The sequence below is a fragment of the Sulfuricurvum sp. genome, assembly GCF_036279695.1.
Taxonomy (GTDB): domain Bacteria; phylum Campylobacterota; class Campylobacteria; order Campylobacterales; family Sulfurimonadaceae; genus Sulfuricurvum.
The window spans coordinates 1-11,894 of the sequence record NZ_DASUIQ010000045.1 but is presented as its reverse complement, the minus strand read 5'-3'; the positions used below and the strand labels follow the sequence as shown (position 1 = coordinate 11,894).

Below are 11,894 nucleotides of genomic sequence, written 5' to 3'. Positions count from 1 at the left end.
CGGCGATAGCGGTCGCTGGTTTACTTCGGTAGGAAATCATCATACCGGTAAAGCCGGTGGTTCGTTTGCTATGAGAGAGGATGATTTTGCATTTTCGGCGGATATTTATACCGTCCATGATGATCTCTCCCTCTCGTATGGGCAAGACGGTCTGTCCAACAATCTTTTAGGCGCCGCCAATGCGCCCCTATCTCGTTCAGGCAATGCCCCGTCCTCTACCGATGCAACCATGGCATCGGCTACTATCAGCAAGGGGGCATTTTTTGCCGATGGACGGTTCTCCACCTATCGACACGGCTCAGGTGGCGGGATCAACTATGCACTGGCGACGGAGGGAGATCACTACAACGTCGATCAATGGCACCTTGGTGTCGGGACCCACTATAGTGCGGGAGATTTTGCGGGAACGCTTCAAGCGTCGATGACCCAAGATAGCTTTACCAGCCATCAGCTTCTTGCCCCGGCAGGATTACGACTCCCTTCGCTGACTCCTCCTACGACGGTTGTCACCTATTTAGACGGTTTTTACGGTATTCATGAAGCCTTTATTCGAACCTATCAGCTCAGTAATACCCTGAGCGGATCGGCATTCGGGGGGGATGTCACCGTAGGCTTAAGCGGATCGTGGAGCAGTGTCAGCTCTGAAAAAACACTCACCACCGACAGAGACAGCGGAAGCGGATTAACCGATTACTCAACATCCCTCCCGTTTTTCAGTCCAAACGGTTCTATCAACAACCAAACGGCATACATCACCTATGAACGCCCCCTCAGTACCAATCTGATCGGCTATGCATCCCTCACACTCGATCATCGCAATGGGTTAGCAACACAAATTGACCCGCGTCTTGCGGCCGTTTATACCCTAGATCCGAATAACCTGCTCAAGTTTTCCATCTCCCGTGCCCACAGAAACCCCTCATGGCAGGAGATGTTTACCCTCAACAATAGAGCACGATGGGGGAATCCCGATCTACGTCCTGAAACCGTCGTAGCGTACGAGACCCAATACATCCATAAGTTTGAAACGGAACATACCCTCTCGCTCAATCTGTTCCGTCTCGATAACAATGACCAAATATATCTCCAATATAACACACCATCAGCACGCTATGAGTACGTAAACGGATCAAAAAGCCTCATTCAAGGGTTTGAAGCAGAGTGGCGAAAACGCTATGATGACACCTCGTTTTACACCGCTTACACCCATATTTGGGCGGAAGACGGGAATGGGGTGACACTGCCCAACGCTCCAAGCGATTCGGCGCGAGGATTTATCACTCACACCTTGGATGAAAATTGGTACGTTTCTTTAGCCGGACGATGGCAAAGTGACACACCAAGAGCCGTAGGGGACACAAGAGGGGACATGAAATCCATCGGCATCGTCGATACCGCTATCGGATACAAACTCCCTCGTCTTCACAGTGAAATACAATTGACGCTCAAAAACATGTTCAAAGAAACTGAGCTTTATCCAAGTCCAAAAGGGACCTATAACGACGATTATCCTGCCCTCGGACGTACCTATTTACTTACCGTAAGGGGAACATTTTGAAATACATCTTACCATTATTACTTTTCTTAAATACTCTCGGCTGGAGCGCATCGTATGATCCGTTCTTACTCAATACCCATCTCTCTTTGCTCCCAAAAATCGCCATGCTTGAAAAAAGCCTCGTTTCCCATAATAAGGCACCTCTAAAAATTTTGATCGCTTATGAACGGGGAGACGAAGATACGGCAGAATCGTGTGCCAAAATCTTGATGACTAAATTCAACGGGAGTGTAAACGGACATCCACTCGTCGTAGCCGCACTTCCATTCGATAAACTCGATGCGTCCAACTCGTATCATTTGATTTATGCGCTCAAAGCAAGCCTGTCTCAGCTCAAAAAAGTTCATAATGCCGTCGGATCATCGGGAGCCATTACGGCTCTCTACGATGCGGATAAACTCGGTGAAGACGGTCTTCTCCTCTCTATCCAGATGGAGAGAGCACCTGTTATTCTGATCAATTCCAAAGCGCTTCGAGAAAACCGCTTTTCGTTTCCGGACAGTCTTTTGGAAATGGCTCGGATTATCTAAGCTCTTTTTGGTTCATCCGAGCTTGAAGTGCATTGGAAATGTTCATCAACGCAAAGGTGACGATAAAGATCATCAAACCGGGGAAGAAACTTACCCACCATGCGATGTCAATCACCTCTTTACCGCCACTTAGGATACTCCCCCAACTCATTTGAGGAGGGGTAATCCCTAGCCCCAAAAAAGAGAGTCCCGATTCGGCTAGAATCGCCCCCCCTACCCCAAACGTAAAACTCACCAATACAATCGGAGCCAGTAGCGGTGCATAGTATTTTAGGATGATTTTAAGAGGATGAACACCTCCGATATGCAAAATACGAATATAGGGTTTTGAACTGATAGCAAAGCTCTCTGAACGGATAAGGCGTGCCGTTCCCATCCAACCGGTTATCGAGATAATCAAGATCAACACCCAGAGCGATGCATTGACATAACTGACAAGCGTCAAGAGTAAAAACAGGGTAGGAAAAGTCAAAAACAGATCGACAATAATGATAAACACTTTATCAAATCCCCCGCGAAGAAGTGCGGCACTTACCCCATAGAGCAAGCCGATCAGCGTTGAGACAAGCGCACTCATAAATCCGATAATGAGAGAGATTTGCCCACCTTCCATCAAGCGTGACATCAAATCACGCCCCAATCGATCGGTACCGAACCAATGTTCTGATGAGGGGGAGAGTAAAATAGCCTGAGAATCTAAAAATAGAGGATCGACCGTATACAGATACGGTCCGATAAAAGAGAAAGCTATTACCCCGACTAGCGCGGCAATACTAACAAAAGGCATTAGGCCTTAATACCCAAAAGGGTAGTCATCATTTGATCTATCGTCGTAATCACTTTAGCTGCCGCACCGTATGAGGTTTGATAACGGATAAGATTTGCCATCTCTTCATCGATACTTACTTTACTCACTGAATCCTGCTCTTGTTTGATAGAATTAAATTGTGCCGTAATGGAATCGTTGCTCAAAATAACCGAGTTGGTTTTTGTCCCGACCTTCGTAACCAAATTATCAAAATAGCCATACAGCGTGTCAGATGTTTTGTTGAACCCTGTTCCGAAAGGGACCTTTGAAAATTGTAACTCAACCATATCCAAAGCGGTTTGATTGTCTCCGTTTGCAGGGGATTTAAACCCTCTGATTTGACTCGAATCATCTTTCAACGTACTATTTAATGAGATACTTTTTGCGCTGTTTCCGTCTAAGAATCGGCTGACACCTGTGACCCCTGCGAAGTTGGTCCCGTTGTCTTGGATGGCAAACGTATACCCCTGCTCCGCGTAACTCCCTTTAAAATCTATTTGAAACACTTTTTGATTAGCGTTAAAGTTAGCAAGCAACATATCATCAATGTCATTAAGAGCGTTGCTGTCTGCATTATCATCTTTTGAAGTATTGATTTGCCCTACAATACTACTGGTAGTGGCATCATCAATAAGAGTCCCCTCATCGAGGGTAATGGCACGTCGCCCTACCTCTTTGCCGTTAATATCGTATACAACAATATCAAAGCTTCCCGCATTAAAATTCTCATCCGTGCTCATCATGGATTGATTGTTGGAGAAACTAAGGTTATTGGAAACCATAGAGGTTGTAGCACTCTGCGCATAAATATTGTTCGTCGATTCGATAAGACCCTTGGCGAAGGAATCGAGGTTGTTGATCGTTTCTTGCAAAAATCCGTCTTGAAACTCTCCGTTCGTGCCGATTTTTGACCCTCGAAGCTCTAAAAGCGCTCCGATTTTACCTCCGGTGATCCGATCGGCATAAGGTATTTTTACACCGTCTTGACGTTCATAATACAAATCGTTATAGGCATTCGGATTGGATGTACTCTCCATACCGATCGGGTGATATGAGCTTCCGTCTACAATATTGAATCCGCCTACTTGGATCGTATAGCTCCCCTGTTTTAGAGCAATATTGCTATCAATAACATTACTCGTTTCGATTTGACCGACAATAACTTTTGCACCGACTAGTTTTGTCATGGTCAGCTCAAGCTGATTTCGCTTGTCACGTAAGTCATTCGCATTGTTTGCTCCGGCAGACTCCGCTTTGTTGATCTCCAAATTGACAGCAGCGATCTCTTTTGCGATGCGATTCACTTCATCCACATTAACACGAACTTGATCATTCATTGAGCCCTGTAACGCCGTTACTTGTGCGCGAGTCTCCTGAATATGTTGTGTCAGTGTTTGTGTTTGTTGAGCTAAAGCTACTTTGAGAGAAGTATTGCTGGGGTTATTGGCGAGCGATTGCCAAGTATCAAAATAGCTTTGTAAGTCATTTTTGATCCCAACTTTGTCAATTTCGGGAAAATAGCTTGATAACTCTTCGAGATTTTTTTTCAAAGTATCGGAATTTTCTTTATTTTGTGCGGCACTCGCATAGCGATTAAAGACAAAATTATCAAATACCCGTGCGATTTCGGTAATCTGGGTTCCGTTACCGCGTTGACCCGGATCGATGCTAATCGGGGTAGCGGCAGCGGTAACAACACGCTGACGGGTATACCCTTCCGTTTCGGCATTGGAGATATTGTGTCCGGTGGTATCGATACCGATTTGTGCTGCGTTTAAGCCGCTATAACCGATATGCAGTGCATTGAAAATTGATGCCATATTACGCTCGCACTTCCAAAAATGAGGCTTCTGATATGGCCACTTTTTGATACCCTTGCATTTGTGTCGGAACTAGCCGTTCCAATAGGGAATTATAAAAAGAGCCTACACTTAGTACCATTTTTGCGTATTGTTGATTAACATCCCGTAGTTGTGAAAGATGTTCTTTGAGAGAATCGAGTTGCTGATGTTGTTCATTATCTAAAAGTTCAGAGAGCGGCAGGGAGGGATGCTGTGTCATCAGTTTTGAAATTTCACGGTCGATCATCGCTTTTTTCTGTTCAAAACTTTTTATTTTCTCCTCTTTAATCGCAAGACGATCAAACTGAGGATTATGGTTCGCTTCTCTAATATCGTCAATATCTTCTTGCGACAAAGATATGAGAGTTTCAAGATCTTTGATAGCACTTTGTAACTGATAAGACAACATCATAAACTCCTATATTTGTTAAGTCAGCTCTTGCGCGATACGCTTGGCTAACGCTTCGATATCGACACGGTATTCGCCTTTTTCGATAGAGGCTTTCAGCTCTTCGATCCGGCTTGTGTCACCTTGTTTAGTAATAGATTGCGTGGATTTCTCCTGCTCTTTGGTTTTTAATGTCGGTTCTTGATATGTCGCTTTAATGAGCGATGCGTTCACACTAGAAATCATGGTGAATCCTTGTTATCCGTTTATGATGTATACCACCATATCGGCAAAAACCTTTAAAAATTTAGTCTATTTATCTATTTTGGCACCCTTTTGACTAAGGTGGTCAAAAAGCATTTGAGAAAACCCAAATCCTCCTGCACTCGCGTTGGATAGCTCTTCGCGATACATCGATCTAAAAATCTTGTCTCCCGGATCGTTGGCGCTGGTAAAGACATTTTTTTCATCTTTCATCGCTTCGTCCAACATCATTTTGACAATAATCGCTTCAAACTGATCGGTTTTTTCCCGTAACGCTTTGTCGTTCTCTTTACTTCCGATAGTTGGAGGTGTTTTTTGATACTGTACGTTGGTAATGTCCATCAGATGATCTCCAAATCGACCGAGATAGCACCGGCACTCTTCATCGCCTGCAAAATAGAGATCATCTCTTTAGGAGTAGCACCTAGTTTTTGGAGAGATCGTGCGATATTGGCAACCGTCGTCGTCCCTTTTTCAGTATATACTTCATTTTCATTCAACCCTATGACAAGACTTTTATCCATTGCCACACTTCCCGCAGGCTTTGAAACCTCATTTTGGGAAAGAATTTTAACCGTCATATCCCCTTGGGTAATGACGACCGGTTTAACCTCTACATCGACACCCGCGACTATCGTCCCCGTACGTTCATTGATAATGATTTTTTGTTCTTGCGCATAATTGATGTCCAAACTTTGTACTTCCGCTAAAAACTCAACCATCGATTTGTTTTTAGGAAGCTGTAGCTGAATTGTTCTTGGATCAACAGCAGAGGCAACATTGGTACGGTATTTGGCATTAATCGCATTTTGTATCGCTACGGAGTTGGCAAAGCTGGACGTTTTGAGGGAGAGCGTTGCATTGTTTTGATGATAAAGGTCTTGAGAGATTTCACGTTCAACCAGCCCGCCGCCGTATACCATACCGACCGTAGGGTGGGATTCTGCTCCGGCACCTTTCTCATTTTTTCCACCGATGCTGATAGAACCTTGTGCCAGGGCATAAATTTTACCGTCAACCCCTTTGAGAGGAGTCATCAGCAATGTCCCCCCCTCAAGCGATTTCGCATCCCCGATGGAGGATACCGTTACATCAAAAGAATCACCTTGACGAGCGAAAGGGGCGAACTTTGCCGTAACAACAACTGCGGCAACGTTTTTCGATTTAATGTCAACGGGATTCATATCGATATTCATCGCTTTGAGCATGTTAGCGATCGATTGGAGGGTGAATTTGGAGGTCGTACCGTCACCTGTCTTTTTTAAACCGACAACGAGAGAGTAACCGATAATTTGATTATCCCGCACGCCGACGATGTTAGCGACTTCGCTGATACGCGCCGCTTCCGCCATTGTCAGTAAACAAAATAGTAAACCAAAAAATCTCATGCCCATCCTTTATGATAAAAGGATTAAGCAATGTTTATTCCAAAAATGCTCTATGCGTAATAAGTGAGTGAGGTTTTTCCGAAGCGTTTGGATTTGAGGCGGTTAAAATGACCGATAGCATCCGGTAATTCGAGGGTGCTCATGTGTTCGATAATAATCAAAGTCGCCATTTCAAGGGGGAGTGACGCGATCATATCAATCATTTTGTCATAAATTGCTTCCATCCCCTCGCGAATTGAAAACGGGGGATCAACATAGATAAATGCACTCTCTCCGAGAGAAGCGAGACGTTTTTTGACATGAACGATGTTACTGAAACTGTCCCCTTCGATAATCTCGCAGGCTCTTGGATCGGTTTGAGCGATATTTTCACGCAAGACGCGGATCGCATCGCGGTCTTTTTCCATAAAAATGATCTTTTTGGCTCCGCGACTGAGCGCTTCAAGCCCGATCGAGCCGCTACCGCTGAACACTTCGACCAAGACAGCATCGATAATATCAAACTGCAAGGTATTAAAAAAAGACTCTAGCACAATCCCTTTGGAACTACGGGTTGTCTCTTTTGAGGGGAGTTTCAGCGTTTTGCCTTTGTACTTTCCGGCAATGATTTTTTTGGTAATGGTAGGGTTATTTTTCATAAAATGCACGTATCGCTTTAAGAATATTGGATTGGTATTCACGGGTCAATTTGTCGATATGACGCTCTAAAATTTCGAAGCTGACCCCCTCTTCGCTTGAAGACGGTGCTTCTTCACTCAACGCTATGGGAGCATGTTTATCGGATTCAAATTTTTGGTTCAGGGCATGAAGAAGCTGAGCTTTCGAAAACGGTTTGATAAGGTCGGAAGATTCATCCGATCCGATAACAAACGTAGGGTATTGGTCGTCATGTATATCTTTATCGCGAATGAGAAGATCGCACTGGCGAAGAGAACTTAAATTTCCCTCGAGAAAAAGTTCCAATGAACGTTGCAATAATGGAGAATCACACTGTATAGCTATTTTCAAATCACTTTCCTCTCAAATAATAGTCGATACTATAACGCAAATCTTCATCCATATCCATTAAACTCTCCACCATCCACTTGAGATAAGCGGGGTCTTTGAGGGCAATCTCTTCGATCCGTTTTTTGGCATATTTTCCAAACGGCAAGCGTGTCAGAAGAACATAGCTTTTGGATATTTCGATCAATCTTTCGATGTCCGCTAAATCGAGGAGGTATTCCAGTACCATTTTGGTGTGCAGTGCATCGCTCAGTGCATGGTGAGGGATAATAGGGAGATTATGCGCTTCAAAAACATTTGCTTCTTCTCGGTATAACCTCAGTTCATAGCGCAAAAACTGCAAGCTATACCCCTCCAAATCATCCATCAGCGATTTAGAACATTTGAGCGTATCGATGATACTCCCCTGCCACGTAAATCCCTCTTTTTCGAGCATCGCCACATCAAAAGGGGCATTATGGGATACCAAAATATTCTCAGGGGTATTGAGGGCTTTGAGTTTTTCATAGATGTCGGATTGTCCAAAAGAGGGAGCGTCACTCACCATCTCGTTGGTAATATGATGGATAGCGGAAGCGGCTGGAGGGATCTTTTTCCCCGGATTGATACGTTCAAAATGGGTTGTATGATCCTCTATCACCCCAAGAGCACAGATTCTGTCTTTGAGGTCTAATCCTGTCGTTTCGGTATCGATAAAAATAAGCATATTTAGGCAGTTGCAGAAGATTTAAGATGAGCTAAGAGATTATGATAATGTTCCAGAGTACGAAAGCTTTTTTCAAAACGCCACCCCAGTACAAACGAAATAATCTCATTTTTTTGCTCAGGACTCAATTTTTCAGCACGTCCGTAATAGGCCAATGAGATATTTTTGTTTTTTACTTTTGCCTCTTTATCGTAAATAATAGCGATGATTTGAGCGTATTTTCCCTCTTTTATCGCCCCCAAATCCTCATCGGCTAGTGATAAGCCTGAAAGATTGATCGCTTTAAATTCAAATAACGCATCGAAATGCTCTACTTTAGCATCTATCCCCAACTTTTGATACAGCTCTTCGAGTGTTTTGAGGTTGCTTTTACGCTCCAACTCGTAACTGGAGATCTGTGCTGTCAGGTTTTTTAGACGATCAAGTGCTGAACTCACATTTTCTCCTTCGAGTATCGGTATATTTTGATAATTTTAACCTATGTTGACTTATAATATCAAACTTTAATAATTGTGGGAATTTAATGGACTATTTACGAATTCAAGGGCCGACTAAACTTAGCGGAACCGTTACCATCTCCGGCGCAAAAAATGCCGCATTGCCACTCATCACATTGGCACTTTTAGCACACAATCCGCTCAAAGTCACCAATATGCCTGAAGTGGCAGACATCAAAACACTCCTCAAACTTCTCCAAAACCTCGGTGCAAGCTGTACATTAGAGAATCATGTTCTGAGTGTCGATACCTCCACCGTCAACCACACGATGGCAAACTACGACATCGTTAAAACGATGCGTGCCTCAATCCTCGTCCTCGGACCTCTTTTAGCCCGTTTCGGTCACTGTGAAGTCTCTCTTCCTGGCGGATGCGCTATCGGTCAGCGCCCAATCGACCTTCATCTTAAAGCCCTAGAGCAAATGGGGGCGCAAATCACCATTCACGCGGGATACGTCCATGCTCTCGCTCCTGAAGGTCTCAAGGGTGCCCATATCATCTTTGACAAAATCACCGTAACCGGAACCGCTAATATCGTCATGGCAGCAGCACTGGCACACGGTAAAACCGTCCTTGTCAACTGTGCGAAAGAGCCTGAAGTGGTACAACTGTGTGAAATCCTTCGCGATAGCGGTATCGATATTAGCGGAATCGGTACATCAGAACTTACTATCATCGGAACGGGCGGAAAAACCATCGATATGGTTGATTTTGAAGTTATCCCCGATCGTATCGAAGCAGGAACCTATCTCTGCGCCGGTGCGATTACCAACTCTACCATTACACTAGAGCGTGTACGCCCCGATCACCTCGATGCCGTTACGGCAAAATTAGAGCAAATGGGATGCCGTGTAGAGTGCGGTGAAAATACAATGACGATTCATCCCGCTACGGAGCTCAAACACGTCGATATTATCACCCAAGAATACCCCGCATTCCCGACCGATATGCAGGCACAATTTTTAGCACTTGCTACGATTGCCAAAGGCGCCAGCACCATCGAAGAGCGTTTGTTCGAAAACCGCTTTATGCACGTCAGTGAATTGCAACGTCTCGGAGCCGAGATCAAACTAAGCGGCCACACGGCAACCGTAATCGGACCGTGTGAACTTGCAGGTGCCGATGTTATGGCAACCGACTTGCGCGCTTCGAGCGCACTCGTACTTGCCGCTATGGCAGCAGAAGGGACTACGAATGTCCACCGTATCTACCATCTTGATCGCGGGTATGAAAATTTAGAACAAAAATTATGTGCACTTGGTGCGAAGATTGAGAGATTAAAAGAGTAATTTTATCTCGTCATTCCGTGTAACCGAAGGAAATCCGTTAGGACCACGACACGGAATCTATCCTCCCGTTCACCCTGAGCTTGTCGAAGGGTTATTAATCTTCATTCTCTCATACCCACTCTTCTGAGTGGGTGTGTATAATATTGCTCACTTAAAAAGTTGGGATCAGAGATAGTAGTTTTAATAAAAGGATTAATACATGGAAAAAGTGTTTGTACCACTAGCGGGCTTGGAGAATGCAAGATACGTAGATCCACCAGTTGAACCAACAGTTGTTGAGCATACACAAAAGTTGGAACCAATAATTTTTACAATAATATCTTTTGCTATCTTACTAAGTGTATTGTATTATTTCTTTTGGATAAAAATTGAAACAGTGGCAAAGCCTTTGGTAGGCGCAATAATTGTAATCGCAATACTATATGTTGGCTCTGACTTATTAATCACGGTCTTCTCATACGGGACATGGGCAGTATTCTTTAAAAAATTAGTAGGATCAATTCTTATTGTTTTACCTATATCTTATGTTTTGTATTGGCTTGAACAGCATAAAATAAGAAAGCGACTATTTAAAGAAAAAGATTTAACAGGGGAATACAGTATTAATAATTTCAAAGAACCTACAGCCAAGAAATATTCTATCAACATTGACGTAGAGATAAAAAAAAGTTTTGCATGGTTCATAAATAGAACATTGCCTACAAAAATAACTATTGTTGCTTCACTACTCATTTTGTTTTTTGTATATACTGCGTCAATCAATAATGAATCATATCAATCTGATGGTTCATATAGTTATAATGCTGCGACTGAGGAAGCACCTATGGCAGAAGAAGTTGTAGCCCCGGAATCAGAGTAACTATTTTATTCTCTCGCTCCTAATCTCTGAATGTGAACGGATATAACTACTTAAATAATTTATAGTTTCGTGTGCATTCCCTCTCGGAAGAGTGGGAACGAGAATCACGGATATAAAAATTTAGAACAAAAATTATGTGCACTTGGTGCGAAGATTGAGAGATTGAAAGAGTAGTTTTGTCATTCCGTACCACGACACAGAATCCATAAAGAATAAAGAGATACCGTATCTAGTACGGTACCCCAAAGGGGTTCTTGTACCCTATAGGGTATGACGAAAGATTACAGATCCCCTTCGATCACTTTCTTGAAGGTGTTGTAGTAGATATTTTGCATTTCCGGTAATCTCATCGTTACGTCGTTAAGGGTAAAGGTATCTCCTCCGACAACTCCGATTTTTTCACATGCCATTGAGCCGACCATCGCTTCAAATGCCGCACAGTTCTCTGGGGCAACTTCGATAATCGCACGAGACATACTCTCCGCAAAAATATCACGAGAGTCGGTTACGGAGAGTGTAGCACTTACCCCTTTATCACTCACACACGCCATTTTAGCGAGTGCGATTGCCGCGCCGCCTGAGCTACAATCTTTTGCCGCTGATAAAAGCCCTTTTTTATTCGCTTCGATGACAAGGTTCCACAATCCGCGCTCTGCATTATAATCGATGGCAGGAATCGTCCCCGCGACCACGTTATAAAGCTCTTTCATATAAAGAGATCCGCCGAATTCCGAACGGCTTTCACCGACGAGATACAATAC

At 43.8% G+C, this 11,894-nt stretch carries 15 protein-coding genes; 4 read left to right on the top strand and 11 right to left on the bottom strand.

What is annotated here, in order from left to right; genetic code table 11:
- Together VFW36_RS04570 and VFW36_RS04565 are read left to right on the top strand one after the other, a co-directional pair.
- The coding region (locus VFW36_RS04570; RefSeq protein WP_329657631.1) for a TonB-dependent receptor at window positions 1–1,558 on the top strand (1,558 nt) is incomplete at its 5' end.
- Window positions 1,555–2,088, top strand: a complete 534-nt coding sequence (locus tag VFW36_RS04565; RefSeq protein ID WP_329657630.1) for a hypothetical protein — start codon at window positions 1,555–1,557, stop codon at window positions 2,086–2,088. The genes VFW36_RS04570 and VFW36_RS04565, both read left to right, overlap by 4 nt.
- Here the strand turns inward: VFW36_RS04565 and VFW36_RS04560 are convergent.
- The 10 genes from VFW36_RS04560 to VFW36_RS04515 form a co-directional block, all read right to left on the bottom strand.
- The gene (locus VFW36_RS04560; RefSeq protein WP_329657629.1) at window positions 2,081–2,875 is read right to left on the bottom strand and encodes an ABC transporter permease; all 795 of its coding nucleotides are present in this window, start codon (window positions 2,873–2,875) and stop codon (window positions 2,081–2,083) included. The genes VFW36_RS04565 and VFW36_RS04560 overlap by 8 nt on opposite strands.
- A complete protein-coding gene (gene flgK / locus VFW36_RS04555; protein ID WP_329657628.1) occupies window positions 2,875–4,716 on the bottom strand; it encodes a flagellar hook-associated protein FlgK in 1,842 nt (613 codons plus the stop codon). Before flgK ends, VFW36_RS04560 begins: the two co-directional genes overlap by 1 nt.
- 1 nt (window position 4,717) lies before the next feature.
- Entirely contained in the window at window positions 4,718–5,149 is a 432-nt protein-coding gene (locus VFW36_RS04550) for a hypothetical protein (protein ID WP_329657627.1), read from the bottom strand.
- A 15-nt stretch (window positions 5,150–5,164) separates the two neighbouring features.
- Window positions 5,165–5,371 (bottom strand): flagellar biosynthesis anti-sigma factor FlgM, encoded by a 207-nt coding sequence (locus VFW36_RS04545; RefSeq protein ID WP_329657626.1) that lies wholly within the window; start codon window positions 5,369–5,371, stop codon window positions 5,165–5,167.
- Window positions 5,372–5,437: 66 nt separating this feature from the next.
- Entirely contained in the window at window positions 5,438–5,731 is a 294-nt protein-coding gene (locus tag VFW36_RS04540; protein ID WP_329657625.1) for a hypothetical protein, read from the bottom strand.
- Window positions 5,731–6,777, bottom strand: coding sequence for a flagellar basal body P-ring protein FlgI (locus VFW36_RS04535; RefSeq protein ID WP_329657624.1), 1,047 nt, complete (start codon window positions 6,775–6,777; stop codon window positions 5,731–5,733). The genes VFW36_RS04540 and VFW36_RS04535 overlap by 1 nt, the downstream gene beginning before the upstream one ends.
- A gap of 50 nt (window positions 6,778–6,827) precedes the next feature.
- The gene (gene rsmD / locus VFW36_RS04530) at window positions 6,828–7,415 is read right to left on the bottom strand and encodes a 16S rRNA (guanine(966)-N(2))-methyltransferase RsmD (protein WP_329657623.1); all 588 of its coding nucleotides are present in this window, start codon (window positions 7,413–7,415) and stop codon (window positions 6,828–6,830) included.
- The gene (locus VFW36_RS04525; protein WP_329657622.1) at window positions 7,405–7,785 is read right to left on the bottom strand and encodes a hypothetical protein; all 381 of its coding nucleotides are present in this window, start codon (window positions 7,783–7,785) and stop codon (window positions 7,405–7,407) included. Before VFW36_RS04525 ends, rsmD begins: the two co-directional genes overlap by 11 nt.
- A 1-nt stretch (window position 7,786) precedes the next feature.
- On the bottom strand, window positions 7,787–8,488 hold the full coding sequence (locus VFW36_RS04520) for an exonuclease domain-containing protein (RefSeq protein ID WP_329657621.1): 702 nt from the start codon (window positions 8,486–8,488) through the stop codon (window positions 7,787–7,789).
- A gap of 2 nt (window positions 8,489–8,490) precedes the next feature.
- Entirely contained in the window at window positions 8,491–8,925 is a 435-nt protein-coding gene (locus VFW36_RS04515; protein ID WP_329657620.1) for a hypothetical protein, read from the bottom strand.
- 86 nt (window positions 8,926–9,011) lie between these two features.
- Between VFW36_RS04515 and murA the strand changes: the two genes are divergently transcribed.
- Together murA and VFW36_RS04505 are read left to right on the top strand one after the other, a co-directional pair.
- Window positions 9,012–10,274 (top strand): UDP-N-acetylglucosamine 1-carboxyvinyltransferase, encoded by a 1,263-nt coding sequence (gene murA / locus VFW36_RS04510; protein ID WP_329657619.1) that lies wholly within the window; start codon window positions 9,012–9,014, stop codon window positions 10,272–10,274.
- Window positions 10,275–10,473: 199 nt separating this feature from the next.
- Window positions 10,474–11,133 (top strand): hypothetical protein, encoded by a 660-nt coding sequence (locus tag VFW36_RS04505; RefSeq protein WP_329657618.1) that lies wholly within the window; start codon window positions 10,474–10,476, stop codon window positions 11,131–11,133.
- 281 nt (window positions 11,134–11,414) lie between these two features.
- Here the strand turns inward: VFW36_RS04505 and VFW36_RS04500 are convergent.
- The coding region (locus VFW36_RS04500) for an AIR synthase-related protein (protein ID WP_329657617.1) at window positions 11,415–11,894 on the bottom strand (480 nt) is incomplete at its 5' end.